23 protein-coding genes are annotated in these 18,864 nt (G+C 69.8%); all 23 read left to right on the top strand.

The features are described 5' to 3' along the window. Positions 1 to 124 precede the first annotated feature (124 nt). The 23 genes from AA75_RS11475 (at position 125) to AA75_RS11365 (ending at position 18,853) form a co-directional block, all read left to right on the top strand. Positions 125 to 823 carry a reverse transcriptase domain-containing protein gene (locus AA75_RS11475; RefSeq protein ID WP_199520306.1) on the top strand — a complete coding sequence of 233 codons (699 nt, stop codon included), beginning with the start codon at positions 125 to 127 and terminating at the stop codon, positions 821 to 823. A 14-nt stretch (positions 824 to 837) separates the two neighbouring features. Next, positions 838 to 1,398, top strand: a complete 561-nt coding sequence (locus tag AA75_RS11470; RefSeq protein ID WP_033819794.1) for an SUMF1/EgtB/PvdO family nonheme iron enzyme — start codon at positions 838 to 840, stop codon at positions 1,396 to 1,398. Further along, positions 1,395 to 1,838, top strand: coding sequence for a DUF6884 domain-containing protein (locus AA75_RS11465; RefSeq protein WP_051812139.1), 444 nt, complete (start codon positions 1,395 to 1,397; stop codon positions 1,836 to 1,838). Before AA75_RS11470 ends, AA75_RS11465 begins: the two co-directional genes overlap by 4 nt. Further along, positions 1,835 to 2,869 (top strand): glycosyltransferase family 2 protein, encoded by a 1,035-nt coding sequence (locus AA75_RS11460; RefSeq protein WP_063794329.1) that lies wholly within the window; start codon positions 1,835 to 1,837, stop codon positions 2,867 to 2,869. Before AA75_RS11465 ends, AA75_RS11460 begins: the two co-directional genes overlap by 4 nt. Continuing rightward, on the top strand, positions 2,866 to 3,813 hold the full coding sequence (locus AA75_RS11455) for a radical SAM protein (RefSeq protein WP_033819793.1): 948 nt from the start codon (positions 2,866 to 2,868) through the stop codon (positions 3,811 to 3,813). The genes AA75_RS11460 and AA75_RS11455 overlap by 4 nt, the downstream gene beginning before the upstream one ends. After that, positions 3,810 to 4,376 carry a phosphoribosyltransferase gene (locus AA75_RS49200; RefSeq protein ID WP_051812137.1) on the top strand — a complete coding sequence of 189 codons (567 nt, stop codon included), beginning with the start codon at positions 3,810 to 3,812 and terminating at the stop codon, positions 4,374 to 4,376. Before AA75_RS11455 ends, AA75_RS49200 begins: the two co-directional genes overlap by 4 nt. Beyond that, positions 4,373 to 5,512 carry a glycosyltransferase family 4 protein gene (locus tag AA75_RS11445; protein WP_051812136.1) on the top strand — a complete coding sequence of 380 codons (1,140 nt, stop codon included), beginning with the start codon at positions 4,373 to 4,375 and terminating at the stop codon, positions 5,510 to 5,512. Before AA75_RS49200 ends, AA75_RS11445 begins: the two co-directional genes overlap by 4 nt. Beyond that, the gene (locus AA75_RS11440; RefSeq protein WP_199520304.1) at positions 5,512 to 6,381 is read left to right on the top strand and encodes a 5'-3' exonuclease H3TH domain-containing protein; all 870 of its coding nucleotides are present in this window, start codon (positions 5,512 to 5,514) and stop codon (positions 6,379 to 6,381) included. The genes AA75_RS11445 and AA75_RS11440 overlap by 1 nt, the downstream gene beginning before the upstream one ends. Then, a complete protein-coding gene (locus AA75_RS11435; RefSeq protein ID WP_033819851.1) occupies positions 6,378 to 6,995 on the top strand; it encodes a PIG-L deacetylase family protein in 618 nt (205 codons plus the stop codon). The genes AA75_RS11440 and AA75_RS11435 overlap by 4 nt, the downstream gene beginning before the upstream one ends. Before the next feature lie 72 nt (positions 6,996 to 7,067). Beyond that, the gene (gene folE, locus AA75_RS11430; RefSeq protein ID WP_033819792.1) at positions 7,068 to 7,661 is read left to right on the top strand and encodes a GTP cyclohydrolase I; all 594 of its coding nucleotides are present in this window, start codon (positions 7,068 to 7,070) and stop codon (positions 7,659 to 7,661) included. A 51-nt stretch (positions 7,662 to 7,712) separates the two neighbouring features. Next, positions 7,713 to 8,159, top strand: coding sequence for a DUF6093 family protein (locus AA75_RS11425; RefSeq protein ID WP_149038074.1), 447 nt, complete (start codon positions 7,713 to 7,715; stop codon positions 8,157 to 8,159). Beyond that, positions 8,156 to 8,578, top strand: coding sequence for a DUF6093 family protein (locus tag AA75_RS11420; protein WP_033819790.1), 423 nt, complete (start codon positions 8,156 to 8,158; stop codon positions 8,576 to 8,578). Before AA75_RS11425 ends, AA75_RS11420 begins: the two co-directional genes overlap by 4 nt. A gap of 44 nt (positions 8,579 to 8,622) precedes the next feature. Beyond that, positions 8,623 to 9,021 (top strand): hypothetical protein, encoded by a 399-nt coding sequence (locus tag AA75_RS11415; RefSeq protein ID WP_033819789.1) that lies wholly within the window; start codon positions 8,623 to 8,625, stop codon positions 9,019 to 9,021. Continuing rightward, positions 9,021 to 9,452 (top strand): HK97 gp10 family phage protein, encoded by a 432-nt coding sequence (locus AA75_RS11410; RefSeq protein WP_033819788.1) that lies wholly within the window; start codon positions 9,021 to 9,023, stop codon positions 9,450 to 9,452. Before AA75_RS11415 ends, AA75_RS11410 begins: the two co-directional genes overlap by 1 nt. After that, complete coding sequence (locus AA75_RS11405; protein ID WP_033819787.1) at positions 9,449 to 9,712, top strand: hypothetical protein; 264 nt, start codon at positions 9,449 to 9,451, stop codon at positions 9,710 to 9,712. Before AA75_RS11410 ends, AA75_RS11405 begins: the two co-directional genes overlap by 4 nt. Before the next feature lie 2 nt (positions 9,713 to 9,714). Then, a complete protein-coding gene (locus AA75_RS11400; protein WP_033819786.1) occupies positions 9,715 to 10,152 on the top strand; it encodes a hypothetical protein in 438 nt (145 codons plus the stop codon). 148 nt (positions 10,153 to 10,300) lie between these two features. After that, entirely contained in the window at positions 10,301 to 10,795 is a 495-nt protein-coding gene (locus AA75_RS11395) for a hypothetical protein (protein ID WP_033819785.1), read from the top strand. Positions 10,796 to 10,806: 11 nt separating this feature from the next. Continuing rightward, on the top strand, positions 10,807 to 11,415 hold the full coding sequence (locus AA75_RS11390; RefSeq protein ID WP_033819784.1) for a hypothetical protein: 609 nt from the start codon (positions 10,807 to 10,809) through the stop codon (positions 11,413 to 11,415). Between the two features lie 23 nt (positions 11,416 to 11,438). Next, positions 11,439 to 11,741, top strand: a complete 303-nt coding sequence (locus tag AA75_RS11385; protein WP_033819783.1) for a hypothetical protein — start codon at positions 11,439 to 11,441, stop codon at positions 11,739 to 11,741. 6 nt (positions 11,742 to 11,747) lie between these two features. Further along, positions 11,748 to 15,941, top strand: coding sequence for a phage tail tape measure protein (locus tag AA75_RS11380; protein ID WP_033819782.1), 4,194 nt, complete (start codon positions 11,748 to 11,750; stop codon positions 15,939 to 15,941). Then, positions 15,941 to 16,843, top strand: coding sequence for a phage tail family protein (locus AA75_RS11375; protein WP_051812135.1), 903 nt, complete (start codon positions 15,941 to 15,943; stop codon positions 16,841 to 16,843). Before AA75_RS11380 ends, AA75_RS11375 begins: the two co-directional genes overlap by 1 nt. Positions 16,844 to 16,853: 10 nt before the next feature. Beyond that, positions 16,854 to 17,783, top strand: a complete 930-nt coding sequence (locus tag AA75_RS11370) for a hypothetical protein (RefSeq protein WP_033819781.1) — start codon at positions 16,854 to 16,856, stop codon at positions 17,781 to 17,783. Next, entirely contained in the window at positions 17,783 to 18,853 is a 1,071-nt protein-coding gene (locus tag AA75_RS11365; protein WP_033819780.1) for a hypothetical protein, read from the top strand. Before AA75_RS11370 ends, AA75_RS11365 begins: the two co-directional genes overlap by 1 nt. Positions 18,854 to 18,864: the final 11 nt, after the last annotated feature.

The following is an 18,864-nucleotide window of genomic DNA, read 5'->3' as shown; positions in this document are numbered from 1 at the left end:
CAGCTTATCCAACTCCGCCTCGCTGCGGGCAAATTCGCTGATGTCGTTCCTCGTCGAGCCCAAGCACCTCAAGCGGGCGGCTCACGCGTGCATGCGCCGGGGCGGGGCACCAGGAGCGGACGGGATGAGCTGGGCACGGTTCCGCACCGACATGCCCGGCCGCCTCGCCGAACTGGCTGAGCAGCTGCGCGCCGGCACCTGGCAACCCAGCCCAGTGCGGGAGGTGTCGATCACTGCCTACACCGGCAAGGAGTTCACGGCGGTGATCCCCACCGTCGCCGACCGGGTGGTGCAGCGGGCGATGCGCAACGCCATCGAACCGATCTTGGAGCAGAGGGCATTCGCGGACTGGGTGTCCGGCTACCGGGCCGGCCGCAACCGGATCACGGCCCTGCGGGACGCCGACCGGCACCTGCAAGCCGGCTACCGGTGGGTGGCGGACGTGGACGTGCGCCAGACCTCAGCCGGGTCCAGCGCGGCCGAGGTCACCGACTGGCTGGCCGAGCACGTCGCCGACGGCACCTTCCTTGGCCACTTCCGGCGGGTCCTGGAACCGCTGCCGTACCCGATCGTGCCGGGCACCGCGCTGGCACCGCTACTGATCAATCTCCGGCTCTCCCGCGTGGACGCGGCCCTGGCCGGGCGACGGGTCGCTCGGTTCGCCGACAACTACTGCTTGTTCTGCCAGGACGCGGAGCAGGCCCGCGAGGCCATGGACGCGGTCACGCGGTCCTTGTCCCGGTGCGGCCTCGAACCCCACCCGGGCAAGAGCCAGGTCCGTTCCGGCGTCAACGCCGAAGACCTGTTCCTGATCGCCGGATGATGGGAGGACGCATCATGGAAAGCAGCACGACGCAGCCCGTGGTGTGGGTACCCGTGCCGGGCGGAACGTGCCTGTTCGGTGACCGGCAGCGCCCGGTGAAGGTGCCCGACCTCGTATGGACGGCGACGCTGATCACCCTGGCCCAGGTCGGCCACGGCGACGCCCCGCTCCCGCAGACCGGGCTCGTTCACGCTCAGGCGGCGCGCTTGGCCGCCGACCTCGGCGGGCGCCTGCCCCGCTCAGTGGAGTGGGAGTGGGCGGCCTCCGGGCCCGAGCGCAGGCTCTACCCGTGGGGGGATGAGGAACCGGGCGCCGGCCGGGCCAACCTACGAGGCGGCCCCGGTGGCCTCACCGCGGTGGGCACCTACCCGGATGGGGCGACACCGACTGGGCTGTTCGACATGGGCGGCACGTGCTGGGAGTGGACCTCCAGCCCGACCATCGGCGGCGGCTTCGTCATCCGTGGCGGCTCCTACAACTCCCTGCCGCTGTACGCGCGGTGCACGTTCCTCAACGCGGCTCCAGCCGAGCTGGGATCGCCCGGCATCGGCATGCGGGTGGTGAGGACGGCATGATCACCGACCTGCTGATAGCGGGCTGCTCCCGGCGCAAGGCCCCTGAGTCCAGGCCGCTGCCCGCCCTGGAGCGGTACACCGGCGGCATCGCCCCGCACCTCCATGCACGGTTCGCTGGCCACCGGCACGCACGGGACCGCATCCGCTTCCTGTCGGCCGAACACGGCCTCGTGCACGCCGACACCCCGATCCCGCCCTACGACCGCCAGCTCACGATCCCCCGCGCAGAACAGCTACGACCGCGCGTCACCGAGCAGCTGGAGCGGGAGTTCCAGACCACAGGCGCCCCGAACCGGGTCCTACTCGTCCTGGAACCCACCTACCTCGTCCTCCTCACCGACCTGCTCGCCCACCCGGCCAGGCCCGCCCTGCACTGGGTCCACGACCCCCACGGCTGGGCCGAGGCCACAGCCGTCCTTGACGAATGGAGGTGGCCGTGACCGGCACGCTCGCCGACACGCTCAAAGCCCGCCCCAACGACCACAGCCACCTAACCGGCGCGTTCTACGGCCGGACCGGCCTCGGCTGGCACCAGCCCACCCCGGCGCACGCCGCCGTCGGTCGCCCGCTGGCAGTTGTGCTTCCGGCCCGCAACGTCGCCTACGCCCTACCGACGGTGCTGGACGCGCTTGCGGCGCAGCACACGGCCGGGCCGGTGGAGGTGATCGTCGTGGACGACGCCTCGACCGACACCACCTTCGAGATCGCCCGCCGGCACCCCGCAGTCACCACTGCCGTTCGGCTGGTGTCCCGCTCCGGCTCCGGCGCGGCCCGCAACGTCGGCGCCCGTCTCGCACAGAGCGAGAACCTGCTGTTCATGGACGCGGACATGGTGCTGCCCAAGCACGTGCTCGCGGACTTCGCTACCCGCGCCCAGCCGGAGACCGTCCTGACCGGCTTCCGACACAACCTTCCCCACCCGGGCGGATCTGGCAGTCCAGTGATGCCCGAAGGAGCGCCGCAACTGGCCGCCGACCACCGCGTCACCTGGACGCCACCGACCAACACCACGCTGCCGTACTCCGGCATCACGCTCACCGACCCACTGGACGGCCGTCCCCTGGACGCCACCGACGACTTCCAGAACCTCGGATACGGGCGGTTCTACTACGACTGGGACCTACCCCGGATGGCCGTCACGGCGCTGCTCGGCGTACCCCGCGAGCGGCTGGTGGACATCGGCGGCTTCGCCGAGGAGTTCGGCCGGATCGGCTGGGGCATGGAGGACACCCACCTCGGCGCCGCGCTGATCGCCGCCGGCTGCCTGGTCATCCCGCTGCGCCAGGCCGTCGGCTACCACCTCGACCCGCCGGATGCCGCCGCCCAGTGGCATAGCAAGCTCACCGCCTGGCCCGCCACGCTCGCCCACTACCGGGCCCTGCTCGCCCGGCCCGCCCCCACCGGGCGCGGCCACGACTTTGCCACTGCCACCGACAAGCTCCTGACCGACGCCGAGGTGATCACCGCATGATCCGCACCTTCGCCGCCGCCGAGATCGACGGCACGACTGTCGTCCACGACCCGGCAGTCGGCTCCAACCACCTGCCCTTGCGGCCCGTACCGCTTGGCTGCGTCGGCCTCGACGAGCAGGAGGTCGCCGCCTGGCCGGAGGCCCAGCCCGGCCAGCTCAACCCGAAAGCGCCGCTGAGCATGTGCTTCTCGCCGATCGTGCGCTGCAACCTCGCCTGCCCGCACTGCCTGGACGACAAGGGTGTGCGCGAGTCCACCGCGGAGGAGCGCCGCACGTTGGCGGGGCACATCGCTGCCTCCGGTGTCCTGGGCGTGGATATCTCTGGCGGCGAGCCGCTGCTGCTGCGCGACCTGCCCGACTTTGCCCGCGCGATCCGCACCGGTGGGCGTGCGGTGGTCAGCTGCACGACCAACGGCTGGCACCTCGCCCGTCGTGCCTCCGAGCTGGCCGGTGCGCTCGACGCCATCCGTGTCTCCCTGGACGGCGCCACCGAGGCCACCCACGACGCCTGGCGCGGAGAAGGCAGCTATCGCCGCGCGATCTCCGGTACCCGGGCTGCCGTTGACGAAGGCATCCGAGTCCAGTTCCAGATGGTGCTGATGCGCTCCACCCACCACGAATCCCAGGAACTGCTGGAGCAGGCCGCAAAGCTCGGCGTCGGCGGCGTCACCTTCCTGCAGATGCTGCCCATCGGCGAAGGCAAGGCCATCGCCGAACAGCAGATGCTCACCGACGACGAGGCCCGTGCCACCTTCGATGCCCTCACTGTCCCCGACGGAGTGCGGGTGCGGTTGCGTACCCGCGGCAGCGCCGACGGCTTCACGGTCCTGCGTGCGGACGGCTACGCCTGGCGCAACACGGGCGGTGCGACCAGCATCAGCGCCTTCCTGCCCGTCACTGGCCCCGAGGACCTGCAGCTGCCCACCGCCGGGAGTGCAGCGTGACCGACACCACCCGGCAGCCCACTGGCGGGCGGCGGCTCTTCACCCGAAGCGAGCCCTACGCCCCCACCCACTACCAGTGCCACGACGCCGCCCGCCTCCTCGCCGAGTCCGCTGCTGGCTTCGATCCGCCGGTGACCGCCGTCGTCGGCATCGCCAACGGCGGCACCAGGCCGGCCACCGTCATCGCCGACTGCCTGAACGTCCCGCTGTACAACGTCTCCGCCCGGCACAACCGAACAGACGCCCTCTGGCAGCAGGCCACCGGCAACGTCAGCGTGATCCTGCCCGACACCTTGCCGGACCGGTTCGACGGAACCGTGCTCCTGGTCGACGACATCGCCGGTTCCGGTGCCACCTTCACCGCCGTCGCCCATGCTCTGAGCCAAAGGTTCGGCAGCTCGGCCGTCCCGAAGACGCTGGCCCTGTGCCGCAACGCGGGCTGCACCGAGGGCCCCGACGGATGGATCTGGGACGTGGACAACTGGGTCGTCTTCCCCTGGGAGACCACCCACGCCGGCGACACCCGGCAGCTGCCAGTGCCGAAGAAGGTGGCGACCCCGTGACCACGACCGCCACATCCCGGGGAGTGCTGCTCGTCCTGGCCTCCTGGACACCTGACGCCCCCGCCGGCATCGAACGAGCCACTGCCGCGCTCGCCCTGGGCCTCGCCCAGGCCGGCCACCGCCCCGTCATCGCCACTGCCGCCCCCCAACCCGACTCCGACTCTCAACTCCTGCCCGGGGTCACCGTCGACCACCTGACCATCTCGGGCATCACCTTCCCGTGCGACGACCAGGCCCTGCGCAAGGCTGTCACCCGTCAGGACGGATCACTCGCGGCACAGATCAACGCCATGGCCCTGCGCCACCGCATCGACACCGTCCTGTTCACCGACGCCCTGTGGGGCCTCGGCCGCCTGCGCGGTGAGTTCCCCGCCCACGTCCGCCGAGCCCTCGCCGTCCACGTCCCCCCACACATCGTCGACGCCGGGCCCGCCGTCGCCCGCGCGACGCGCATCCTCTTCCCCTCCCGCAGCGTTCAGCAGCAGGCATTCGACTGGGTTGTGCTCGGCCAGGTTGTCCCCAACGCCCTGATGAGCGACCCGACCGCCCGTCCCGCACCACATGCAGCCCGTCGCGAGGCACTGCGACGAAACGCCCCTATCCGCGTGCTGGCCCGCCTCGGCCCCGAGAAGGGCGTTGCCGATCTCCTCGAAGCCCTCCCCACCTTCGACCGCACCGTGGAGATCGCCCTCGCCTCCGCCGGGTTCGAGGACCAGGACGGCTCTCAGGGCCACCTGCTGGATCGCTGCCGACACCTCGCCGACCAGTGCCCCAACGTCAGCCTCCGCGGTGCACTGCCCTGGTCCGACGTGCCCGACTGGCTCGCCGGCGCCGCCGCGGTCATCGTGCCCAGCCACAAGGAGACCTTCGGCCTCGTCGCGCTGGAAGCCATGAGCGTCGGCACACCTGTCATCGCCTACCGCGTCGGCAACCTGCCCGACCTCATCGAGCCCACCGGCCACGGCGAACACCTGCTCACCGACCACGACACCGGGCCCCAGGGCCTCCTGAAGACCGCAACCGCGCTGCTGGACGATGCCATACTGTACGGCGCGACTACACAGGCCGTGTACCGGCGCGCAGGCGACTTCGCCCCCCACCGGATCGCTGAACTCTTCCTAGAGGCGGTCTCGTGATGCCCGAACGCACCCAGCCTGCAACCCCCGCTCCACTGCTTCTCGTTGACGCCTTCAATGTGCTGTGGGCGGGCACCTTTGGCTTTCCCGCTGCCATCTTCTCCCGCGACAAGACCCGCGAGCTGACCGGCCTCTTTGCCTTCTTCGCGCTGCTCGGTGCGACCCTGCGCGATGACGTTGACGTGGCCGCACCCGAGGTCATCGCTGTCTTCGACGGCCAGCAGGGCAGCGCCGAGCGCAGCACCGAGGACGCCGCCTACAAGGCCAACCGGGAGAGCACCCCCGAAGCTCTCAAGCCCCTGCAGTTCCTCCAGCCGGTCAAGGACGGACTCGACCTGATCGGCATCCGATGGGTCGAGATCGACGACGCCGAGGCTGACGACGTGATCGGAACCCTCGCCACCCGGGCAGCTGCCACCCGGCCGGTACGGATCATGTCCCGCGACGCCGACTACTACCAGCTGCTCTCCGATCAAATCCAGATCATCAACCGGTCTCGGAAGGCCACCCGCCGCCTGATCACCCCGCAGGAAGTCCAGGAGCGGTACCACGTCACGCCCCAGCAGTGGCCGGACTACCGGGCCCTGACCGGCGACCCCGCCGACAACATCCCCGGCGTCAAGGGCATCGGCCCCAAGGCCGCCGCCACGCTCCTCGCCGACGGCCTCCAGCTCGACGGTCTGCTCGCCTCCGGCCGACTCACCGGAGCCAAGGGCAAGGCCGTGGAGGCAGCCTGGCCCAACGTCCTGCGCTGGCAGTCCATGATCCGGATGAACCGCGACCTCGACGTGCCACTCACCCCGACCGGCCACCCCACGCCGAAGCTGCCCAAGGCCGCCGAAGTCGTCGAGAAGCTGGGGCTGTGGTGACTGCCACCTTCCCAGGCTCCGTCCTGGCCATCTTCGCGCATCCCGACGACGCCGAACTGTGGGCGGGCGGCACACTCGCCCATCACGCAGCCCACGCACCGGTGACCGTCGCCGTACCGTCCCACAGTGCCGAGCGGGACTCCGAGGCTGCGGCCGGCACGAAGGCGCTCGGCGCGCTCCTCCACCAGGCCCAGCTGCTCGATCCCGCAGAGATTCACCGGCTCCTCATCGACCTCTGCCCCAACGTCGTGGTCACTCACCCCATCAGCGACGTCCATCCGGACCACCGGCGGATCAGCGAGGCCGTACTTGCCGCACTGCCCGACGCCGTAATCAGCACCGGACACCCTCAGCGGCTGTACACCTGCGACACCTACAACTCACTCACGCTCGACGGCCCGGTACGGGCGGACACGATCGTGGACACCACGGCCACGTTCAGCACCAAGATGCAGGCACTGCGGCAGCACGCCTCACAGCCCATTGAAACCCACTTCGGCCCCATGGCCGAACATCTCGGCCGGCTCTGGGGTGCTCGGATCGGCACGACCTACGCCGAGGCATTCACAGCCCTGCCAATTCTTGGCCGACTCCCCGCCGCGACTCAGCTCTAACGACGAGCGTCGCGGACACACGCCGGCCTGTCAGGCACGGCTGTCAGTCGAACTTTTCTCGAAGGAGCCTCAATGGCCACCTCCATACCTTCGCCCGCTCGACGACCCGTCGACACCCGACGCGTGGAGAGCCTCACCCGCGAGCTGCTGCTCGCCCTCGGCGAGGACCCAGAGCGCGAAGGACTCGTCGACACACCGCGCCGGGTCGCCGCGTGGTGGACCGAGTTCCTCAACCGTGACCCCGGCACCCTCGGCACAGCCTTCAACCACACCAGCAATCACGGCGACTTCGTCATGCTGCGCGGCATCCGCGCCTGGAGCTTGTGCGAGCACCACTTGCTGCCGTTCCACCTCACCGTCTCGATTGCCTATGTTCCCCAAGCCCAAGTCCTCGGCTTGTCCAAGCTGGTGCGCCAGCTGCGCGTCCACACTCACGGTCTACAGCTCCAGGAACGGATCACGCAGGCCGTTGCGGAGGACATCGCCAAGCAGGCCGGCACCGATGACGTCGCGGTCTACGCCGAAGGCGAGCACCTCTGCATGAGCATGCGCGGTGTCGAGGCGAACTCAGTACGAACTCTCACTTCATGTCGCCTGGGAAGGACCGCTGACGACCCGGAACTCGCGGCTCGCATCGAGCGCCTTGCGTTGGCGCCAAGTCACTGACTGACGAGCGCCTCGCCTGGGGGTGTCCGACACGCTACCTACGCTCGAATCATGAGCAGCCCCACACCCCCAACTGCTACGAGCAGCATCCTCCCGGCCTCGGTGGCCGCCGTGGTGGAGCGCAAGCTCCTGATCGAGACCGTTCGGATCTACCGACCCGGGCCGATGGTCCTCGACCCCGCCACCGGACAGTACGTGCCTGGGCCCGACGTCACTGTGTACGAGGGCCCAGGCGCGCACCGTCCCGCAGGAGGCCCGGGCATCGTGCTGCGGCTTGAAGGCCAGCCGTACCGCGACGACGGCGACGCCCGCTACACCCTGTTCACACCGTTGTCCGCGCCCGTGGCCTCAACCGGTGACCTGGTGACCGTTGTGCACAGCGAGGACAGCGCCGCGATCGGGAGGGTCTGGACGGTCCTCGACCCTGGCGAGACCGGCACCGTTGAGGTGCTTCGAGCCACCTGGATGCGTATCCAGAAAACGGGAGGCACCGCGTGAGCACGCCACCGGACCTCGACGCGGTCCGCCAGAGCCTGGAGAACACCGTCATGGTGGACCGCGTGCGGATCTCCCGGCCGACCGGGACAGCGGCGTTGGACGTCGACACGGGTCTGGTCGGCCCCGTGCCCGCATCCACCGTCTGGGAAGGACCTGGCGCAGTCCTCTCCTCGCACGGCCTGTCCACCGTCGAGCACTTGGTTGGCGCGAAGTGGGTTGACGATGCAGCGAGTTGGTATGGGCTCGTCACGCCCCTGTCCGCTCCCTTGCCCCAGCGCGGCGACCGGCTGGAAGTAGTTGTCGCCGCGTCACCGACGACTGGCACCGTCGGCAGGGTCTGGCAGGTCCTCGACCCAGCCGAGGCCAGCACGGTAGAGGTCGCCAGGATCACCCGGCTCGACGAGATCACCCCGCCCTGACCTGCGCCACCAGTACTGTCCGTCGCGGCTCCTAGGGTCGGATCATGACCCCCACCCTTCCCGATGAGCCGAGCCATGTCCGGATCGTGGCCGACGGACCGCACGCCCGCCTGGAGATCGACGGCCGCGATGTCGCCTCGCAGGTCCGGGCCTACACGCTGAGCCACCGCGCCGGAGAGCTTCCGGAACTGGCCCTCCTGCTCAGGCCGACCGCGTCGGACGGGTGGGAGGGCTTGGCGCGCGTGAGCATCGGAGAGCCGCCAGACCCGGGCCCGGCCGCCGCCGCATTCCTGGGCGCCATGGACGCGGGGGAGCTGGAGCGGACGGTTCTCAACCGGCACGACCTGATGGACGGCGGGCCAGGCGAGTACACCCGTGCGCTCCTGATGCAGCTCCAGGAGTGGGCAGTCGGCAAGTGGGCTGCCCTGGACGAGGTGGGCTGATGGCGTCCACCCCGCACCCCAACGCGCACCCTGCCGCCGGGGCGTACAGCAACGGTGCACAGATCGCTGCCCAGCTCGAAGCGCGAGCAGCGTCGTTGCTGCCCGCAGCCGTCTCTGTGGTGCGTCACCACGCCATGCTGCTGGAGACAGCCATCAAGGCGAATGCCTCCGGTCGGCCGGGCCCGAACGCGCCGACGGGCGACTACCGGCGCAGCTGGACCAACGACGTTCGTGTCACCGCCGCTGGCGTCGAGGCGGTCGTCGGCACGAACAAGCCGCAGGCGCGCCGCCTCGAGTACGGCTTTGTAGGACCCGACATCCTCGGTCGCATCTACCACCAGCCGCCCTACCCGCACGTTGGCCCGGCAGTTGAGCGAGTCACTCCGCTGTTTGTCGACGCCATGGGCCGGATCGCGGAGGGCGACCGATGAGTCAGCTCACGGACGACATCCACGAGGCCGTCGCCCGAGTCCTGCAAGCGCACGGCGCTGGTCTGCTTTCCCGCGCTGTGCTCGTGATCGAGGTCCTCGATGAGCAGGACGGACAGCTGGGCCTCTACGTGGAAGCCTCACCGGCCGACATGCCTGCCTGGGACCGGGCCGGGATGATCCGCTACGCCGACATGGACCTGGCGGGCCGGATCACCGCCGACCGGATGGCAATCGACGACGAAGAAGAGGAGGACGAGTAACCATGCCTGTGCAGGGTCGAGTTGTCTCCCTGGCCGTGCAGACCGCGCTCTCTACCGCGACCGGCCGCAGCTGCGGGTACGGAACCGCGCCGACGGCCAGCGACAAGCCCACCGGCGTGACCATCCCGTACTGCGTGCTCTACCCCCTGGGCGGCACCAGCTCGGGGCCGCCCTTCGGCGATGGCGACGGCGACGGGCGGATGCTCTACCAGGTGACCAGCATTGGCACGACCGCTGAGCAAGCCGAGTGGATGAGTGACAAGGTCCGCGTCGCGCTGCTCGCCCGGACCAAGACCGGGGGGTACGTGACCGCGATCCCGATCTCCGGACACACCGTCATCGGCCGGGAGATCGACAAGGAAGACGGAGTGACAGTCGTCAGCGGCGTATACAGTTACGTGCAGCGGATCATCCTGCACGTGACCACTCCAGACAGCTGACCCGCTCGCACCATCTCACCGTGGAGACCCAAGCACGGACGCCCGGCCGCCGGCACGGGCTGACTCCTGACCGTCCCGACGGGCGGTTTCTCAGGGGACGGGTCTCCGGTGATTCCGGTGGTCTGTGTCCCCGGATTGAGAGTCGAGCGTGGCATCCACGCAGCAGCGGTTCATGCGCCGGGGCATCACCCGGATCTTCTTCCTCAAGACCATCGCGGCGCCCACCAACGTCCCGACCCGAGCCGAGCTCACCACCGGACCGGGCTCCACGGACCTGTCCAAGCAGGTCTCGGATGTCGAAGGCTGGAGCCTGGAGAACAGCCCGATCGAAACCCCTGACCTCGGCTCGAAGTTCAGCACCAGCATCCCTGGCGAGGACAAGGCCGCGAGCTCCAGCCTCACCTTCTACGAGGACCTGGTCAGCGAGACCGTCGAGACCCTGCTGTCCAAGGACGTCACCGGCTACGTCGTCATCCTGCGCAAGGGCGACGTCCCGGCCAGCAAGAGCATGGACATCTTCCCCGTGCGCGTCGGCTCCCGAGCCCCGAGCTACAGCACCGGCACCGAGCCCGCCAAGTTCAAGGTCTCTTTCGCGATCACGGACGTTCCGACGCTCGACGCTGCCGTTCCGGCCGCGAGCTGAGGGGCGAAGCGATGACGACCACGCACGAACCCCCGGCCGCCGCAGTGGCGCGGGACGCGCACTGGCGGACCAAGATGGACCGGTTGCGGGCCCGTCGCCTGCCGGAGCGCGCCGTCAGCCTCTGCGACAACGACGACGCGAAGCGGGCCGTGTCGGAAGCGACGCTCAGCCTGGTGAAGGCTCGCTCCGACGCCCGCGCTGCCGCGACCGTCGCCGGGATTCCGGAGACGGAGCAGGACGCCTGGCTGGAGTCGCAGCCGCAGGTCGTCATCGCTCAGTCCCTCCTGGCGACGGCCGAACACGCTCTCGCCGAGGCCACGTTCACCCTGACGTTCCGAGCCCTTCCCAGGCCGGCCTGGGAGCAGCTGCTGCGCGAGCACGCGCCCAGCGAGGACCAGGCCGACAAGGGCATGGAGTACGACGTCAACACCTTCCCGGCCGCACTGATCGCCGCGTGCCACGTGGAGCGGGACGAGACCGGCGCCGAGGTCGACGGGATGAGCGTGCAGGACGCCCAGGAACTGCTCGACGAGTGGTCGGACACGGACGCCAAGGTCCTGTTCACGGCCGCGCTTCTGCCCAACCAGACGATTCGGGCCGACCTGGGAAAAGGCTCGTAGCCGACCCGCAGTTCAGGTCGGAGATGGAACTGTGCGCGGCCTACGGCATCCCGCACTCCCAGCTAATGGGTGCCGGAACCGGCCGCTGGACGGCACTCGACCGGGCGAAAGCCCTCGCGTACCTCCACTTCACACGGGCGGTATGCGAGGGCTGCGGCACCCGGCCGTCGGAGTGGGACGAGGCCGCGGGCGGTGACCGGTTCGCGTACGTGGCGGAGTCGCATCGCTGCTCCGGCTGCGAGCTGATCGAGATGGAGCAGGAGCAGGTCCCCCAGGGGTCTGAGTCGCGCGGGGTGAAGATCGGGCTACGGCCCAGAACGGAGTGATCAGGCGTGGCCAGCGCCTACACCCTGTACGTCCAGCTCCAGGCCGGATTGTCGGGCCTGACCACCGGCCTGCGCGGCGGAGCCCAGCAGCTTCGCGCCTTCGACGGACAACTGTCCAACACCCGTGCCGAGTTGCAGCGCGTCGAGGCGGCAGCCGAGCGACTCGGGCAGGCCCAGGTCGCGGCTGCGGCCGCGGTCGTGCGATCCCAGGCAGAGGTGCAGGCGGCTGTCGAACGGTCGGCAGCAGCCCAGACCACCGCCACAGCGGCGGCTGAGCGCGCCGGTCGTGCGCAGGCCGTCGCTGCATCGGCTGCCGCCCGCGCACAGACTGAGCAGACCGCTGCCGTAGAGGCCACCACGCGCGCTACCCGCGCGCAGGAGATCGCCCAAACCATGGCTGCTCGCGCGCAGGCCACGGCCGGAGCAGGAGCGGCAGCCGCCCAGCGGACAGCCGAAGCGGCTGCCGCGTCCGCCACCCGCGCGGCGGAGGCCCAGACCGCCCAGGCGACGAGGGCCGCCGCCGCGCAGGAAACCGCCGCGCGTGCCGCCCTGCTCGCCGAGCGAACCAGCGCAAGCGCGGCCGCGGCCGCCGTCGCTGCGAGCCAGGCCCGAGCCGGCCAGGTCGCCGCAGAGGAGCAGGCGGCACAGCGAACGGTCGCCGCTACCGCAGCCGTCACCCGCGCGCAGAACGAGGCGGCCGCAGCCGCGCAGGCCGCCACGGCCGCACGGATCTCCGGGTTCGTGAAGGGCGGCCTGGTCCTCGCGGCGATCCTGGCCGCCGGCGTCGCGGGGTCCATCTCCCTGGAGAAGGAGATGGCCAACGTGCTGACGATCTCGCGGCAGATCGACGGCCGGAACGTTGGCGCGTTCACCGACCAGATAATCCGCCTGTCTACCGAACTACCCCAGAGCTCTAAGCAGTTGGCGGAGGGCCTGTACCAGATCGTCAGCACGGGCTTCGACGGCGCCGAGGCGATGACCATCCTGAGGGTGGCCGCCCAGGGCGCTTCGGCCGGCCTCACGACGACCGAGGTGTCCGCTCGGGCGCTGCTCGGCGTCCTGAAGGCGTACGGCCTGCCGGCATCGGCGGCGGCGGACGTCATGGACATCATGTTCCAGACGGTCAACAAAGGTGTGGTCTCGTTCTCGGAGCTCGCGCAGCAGCTCGGCGACGTGGTGCCGATGGCCGCCGCCGCCGGAGTGAGCTTCGCCGACCTGTCGTCGGCGCTGGCCGCGATCACCCTCGCTGGGATCCCCGCGGCTGAGTCCGCAACCGCGCTGAACATGCTGATGACGCGCATGATGAAGCCGACGAAGGACCTCGGCGACCTGATGAAGTCGCTGGGCTACGAGTCGGCGGCCAGCGCGGTCCAGCAAGACGGCCTGTACGTCGTCATGGGCAAGATCAACGCGGTGACCCACGGCCAGGCCGAGGCCACAGCCAACCTCTTCAAGGACATCAGGGCGACGAGGGCCGCGCTCGCGCTCGCCGCCGCCGACGGCAAGAACTACGCCGACACCTACCAGGCCATCAACTTCCAGATCGAGCGAGCCGGGGCCACCCAGCGCGCCTACGCGATCCAGATGGACACCACCAGCGGCCAGTGGGACCTGTTCAAGAACAAGGCTTCGGCACTCGGCATGAACCTTGCGGGCGTCCTGCTGCCCGTCCTCCAGGAGCTGGCCCAGTACGCCGGGATCGTCGCCGGGGCGATCGGTGACCTGCCAGGCCCGGTGAAGGAGGCCGCCGGAATCCTCATCGCCCTGTCCGCTGCCGCCATGATCGGGCGGGCGGGCCTCGCCCAGATCACCTCACAGCTAGCCGCGTTCCGAGCCGCCGCCGCCGAGGCTGCCGCCGGCGGGTCTGTGCTGCCCGCTGTGCTGCGGGGCACGAGCCTGGCGGTGTCGGGCCTGACTGGTCTGCTGGCGATCGGCGTCCTCGGCTACGCCGCCTACTCCGCCAGCAAGCAGCAGGCCAAGGCCGCCACGGACGACCTCGTGGCCGCCCTTCGCCGCGAGAAGGAGGAGCACGACGCGGGCGCCGGACTGCGGGCCCTTACGGAGAGCCTGGCCAACTCGGACGACATGAAGAAGCTGAAGTCCGTTGGCCTGGAGCTCAACGAGGTCATCGACGGACTGGTGAGCGGCGGCGACAAGCTGGCTGCGCTCAACGAAAAGCTCGACATCGGCAAGGCCAAGTCGTGGGATCCGAACCTGGGGGCGTACGACACCAACTTCGACCAGGCCAAGAAGATCCTCCAGGACCGCTCGAAGTCCTGGTCCGACGCGGTGAAGGCCGCAGCCGAGTACGCCGACGCCATGAACATCGTCAAGGCGAAGGTTGACAGTGCCGTGCAGGGCGCAGGAGGCCCGTGGTCGCTGGAGAAGCTCCTACCGACCGACAAGGACGGCGCCCCGAAGTACTCCGAGAGCATGAAGGCTCTGGGGAAGGCCATCGGCGACATCGTCCAGCCGACCGAAGCATGGAAGGCGGCGCAGGACCGGGCAGCCTCCAGCAGCCGCACTGCGGGCCTTCAGATCGACCTGACGAAGACCAGCATCTCGGGGTACATCGACAAACTCTCCGAGCAGTCCAAGGCCAGCAGGTCCTTCCAGCAGGACCTGGACGAGCTCACCACCCGCGGCTACGGACCGCTTGCCGAGCACTTCCGCTCACTCGGCGACGCCTCGGCCGGCATGGCCCACGACCTCGTGGCCAACCTCAAGGCCGGGAAGAAGGGCGCAGCCGAGCAGCTCTCCGGGCTGGTCGACGCCACCCGGGCCGGTCTGGACGACTACCTCGCCGAACTGCGCCGCCAGCTCCAGGCACAGCGGGACTTCCAGAACAACCTGTCCGAACTCGCGATCGCCGGATACGGCGACCTGACCAACCACTTCGCTGAACTCGGCGTCTCGGCCGCCCCGATGCTCGACGAGCTGGTACGCCAGCTCAAGGACGGCAAGACGAAGGTCGCCGACGAGCTTCAGTCGATCGTCGCGGAGGACGCTGCCCGCAGCCAGAACACCTTCCAGGCCGGTCTGGAGCAACTGCCAGGCATCGCCGCGAAGTACGGCGAAGCCACCGCCCGCGCCTGGGCTACCGCTGCTCAGACCAACGACGTGGCCGCCTTCGGGAAGATCCTCCAGCAGATGGCCGTCACCGACATGACGAAGGCAGTCCAGGCAGGAACGGACGCGTCCCGCTCGCAGATGGCCACAGGACTCGACCTTGTCACGCAGGTGGCACAGGCCAAGGGCGTCGACGCAGCGCAGGGCTTCGCCCATTCCCTGCTGGCAGGCGACATCGAGGGCGCGATGACGACCCTGCAGACGATCTGGGGCAGCAAGCAGCCGATCAGCGCGCCCGACCTCAGTGCAGTCGTCGGAGCGTTCAAGGTCGCCGGTACGAGCGCCAACGACCAGTGGTCGGCGATGCTCAACCTGATCGCCCAGGTCAGCAAGGAGAAGGGCGCCGCCGCTGCACAGGCGCTCACCGAGGCACTGCTGTCCGGCGACATGGGCAAGGTCCAGGCCGCCCTGGACAGCATCGGCGCGTCCGTGCGGGCCATCCCAGGCTCAAAGACGATCAACGTCAACGTCAACAAGCCCGACGACATCAACATCCCCGTCCACTTCAGCTACGACGGCTACAACTCCGACGGATCCCCCCACATCGCGGGCATGGGCCACTGGGCCGACGGCGGCCTCGTGTCCTTCTACGCCAACGGCGCACTGCGCCCGCCGCGAGACGAGCAGCACATCGCGCAGATCGCCCCCGCCGGCTCATGGCGGGTCTGGGCCGAGCCGGAAACCGGCGGCGAGGCGTACGTGCCGCTCGCCGCCTCGAAGCGGACCCGTTCGAAGGCCATCCTCGACGAAGTCGCGCACCGGTTCGGAGGCCAAGTCATCTACGGACCTGACAAGGGCCGCCTCGCCGCGCGCTCCTTCGCCGACGGCGGTGTAACCCGGCCGGTTGCTGACCTGCGCACGGCACGACGCGGTGTTCCGGCTGCCGGAATGGTCAAGCTCGTGGCCGCCCACCCGGCTGGCCCGGCTGTCGTAGTCGTCAGGGACACCGGCCGCTCCCCGCTGGTCGGATCCATGCCAGTAACCGTGACCGGGGCCGACGCCCGCCCCGAGGCGTTCGCGGACGCCGTGATGCGACGGCTCCGCGCCGTCCAGCGAGGAGGACAGCTCTGATGGCCGCTGAACTGGCCGACTGGCAACTCGACGTGGCCGGCGTCGTCATCGGCCACGGCACTGATGTCCTCATCGAGGACGTTCAGGGCCTCGGTACCGCTCCGCTGCGCACCGCCGACGTGGACATTCCCGGGGAGGACGGGTCCTTCGCCGGAGTCGACCTCCAGCAGGCCCGCACCGTGCGGATCACCGCAGGCATACGGTCGGCGGGAAACCCGACCGCTGTCCTCGACCGGCTCGGGGCCCTGGTGCGGGCCGGGACCGATGAGAAGACCCGCCTTCAGGCCGGGCGGCTCGTCATGCTGCGCGCCAAGCGCCCAGGCCAGGCGACGCGCTGCTTGGTCGGCCGAGTGCGGAGGGTAGAGGCCGTGTCCATCGCCCGCGCGGTTCATGGCTGGCTACCAATCGAGATCGAGTTCACCGCGACCGATCCGCTGTGGCAAGCCGACAGCACCTCCGGTGTCACGCTTCCACTGGACATATCAAGCGCGAAGTCGGGCTTCGCCGCGCCGCTGGTCGCTCCGATCACCACCGGCGTCGCCAACCCCACGGCCCGGCCCGGCTGGATGCTCAACGTAGGCGACCGACCGGCATGGCCGAGCATCCGCATCACCGGCCCGATCGTCAATCCGCGCCTGTGGATCGTGGAGACCAGCCGAGCCCTGGAGATGGCCCCGTTCACCCTCGGCGACGGCGAATACGTCCAGATCGAGACCCGCCCCGGCACACGCACCGTCCTGCGCAACGGCAGCGGCAACGCGGCTGGCTCGCTCACCGCATCCTCCCGCCTGGACCTGTTCCGCATCCCGGCAGGGCGATCCGAACTGCGCTGGATCGCCACTGACTTCACCAACACCGCTCGGCTCGCCGTGACGTGGCGAGACGCATATACCGCCCTGTGAGGACTTCAGCATGACGCTCATTCAGCCGCCCATGATGGTCAACGGCGGCACCCACCCCGCCCGAGCCTTCCGCATGATGGTGCGCGACCTCGCACGCGGCAGTCAGGGCGTGACCGAAGGGGAAGACCTCAAGGTCCGCTCGACCGCCACCCCGGGCGCCGCGGTCCGGGTCGGCGACGGCTCGGCGATCGTACGCGGCGCGACCTGGGGGCAGGGCTCCTACACCCAGTACAACGTGGGCGACGCCCTCGTGCCGATCGCTCCCACCGGCGGCACCCGCCGTAGCGACCTTGTCCTGCTGCGAGTCGAAGACCCGGAGTACGAGGGCACCCGCAACCCCGCAACCCAGGACATCGGCTACTTCCACGTCATCCCGAACGTGCCCGCGAACACCACCGCTCCGCCGCCCGGGATGACCGGGATCCCGCTCGCCCGGATCGACCTTCCCCCGAACTGCGCCACGGTCACGGACGCACTGATCACCGACCTGCGGAGTATCGCCAACCCCCGGCGCCAGAGGCAGCTCCAGACCATCAACGGGTTCCCGTACTCCCAGCTGCCCAGCCAGTCCGGAGTATGGCAGGACGACTGGCCGCCCAACGGCCGAGTCTTCACCGACGTACCGGCATGGGCCACAGCCTCGAACGTGACCGCCACGCTCACCGGCATCCGCGTCTGGGGCGAGACCTACTTCGGCGTCCGGATGAAGTGGGGAGACTGGATCGGCACCGAGTACCAGGTCGACACCGACACGATCACCTACGTGTCGCGGAACTCCGTCATGGCCAGCGACTCCCCGGCCCTCGCGCCGTACTTCCGAGGCCGAACCCAGGAACTGCGCCTCCAGGCCGGCCGGTACAACAACGCGAACGGCGGCGGTGACGTCAGCGGAAGCACGGCCCTGATCTTCGATGTCGAGTTCATCGAAGGCGTGATCTGATGCCCGCCTACCGCTACATCTCCCAGCACGCCCTGACCGGCGAGATCCTCTCGTGGGACCTGCCGCTGTCAGACGTGGAGTTCGGCCCGGAACTCAACGGCCCCGGAAGCCTGCGCGCCGTGCTGGAGCCCCACCTCGCGCAGCTGGTGCCTCCAGACGCCGGCAACGCCTTGCTGTACGCCGAGCGCGACCAGCGGCTGCTGTGGGGCGGCCTCGTGTGGCGGGCCGAACCTGTCGAGGGGAAGTACCCGATCGAGGCCAGCGGGTTCAGCTCCTACCTGGCACGTCGCCGCGACCTGCACGGCGATCTCGCGGGGCGCGGCCCATACATCGGCGCGGACCCCTCCAAGGTGATCCAGGACGTGTGGGCGTACTGCCAGGAGCAGCCGGACGGCGACCTCGGAGTGCAGGTCGACAGCAGACCGAGCAGCCTCACGGTCGGTACCAAGGAGCAGCCCTACAGCACCAAGGCGTGGGAGGCGCCCGCGCTGGCCGCCGTGGTGCGGGACATGACGGCCCTGGACCAGGGCCCGGAGTTCACCGAAACGGTGGACTGGGTGGACGGCGCTCCACAGAGGCGCGTCATCGTCGGCTGGCCAAGGCTCGGCACCCGCCGCAGCGACATCTCCTTCGCCACCGGCATCAACGTCACCGGCTCCGTGCCGGTCCTGTTCGACGCCGACCAGTACGCCCAGGTCGTCGTCGGCCTCGGCGCCGGGGAGGGCAGCGCCAAGGTCCGCACCACCGACGCAGCACGCAACAACCGGCTGCGGCTGGAGAGCGTGTTGGACGCTCCCGGCGAGAAGAGCAGTGACCGACTCGCCGCCCGGGTCCGCGCCGAACGGGCCCGCCGCCAGCGGCTCGGGGAGCTCACCGCGATCACGGTCGTCGACCACCCGGCCGCGCCGGTCGGCAGCTGGTCGATCGGCGACGACGTGAGGGTCACCGTGCACGACCAGTGGGGCGACTGGGACGGCTGGTGCCGGATCACCGCCTGGACGCTGCACCCCGCCGCCGACGGCGGACAGGAGACCGCCACCCTGCGCCTTGCCCGCCCGTACAGCGCCTGAACGAAAGGACC

This window comes from Kitasatospora sp. MBT63 (genome assembly GCF_000710465.2).
GTDB lineage: Bacteria > Actinomycetota > Actinomycetes > Streptomycetales > Streptomycetaceae > Kitasatospora.
Note: the sequence above shows the minus strand (reverse complement) of the source record. Positions and strands in the feature narration are given on the sequence as shown.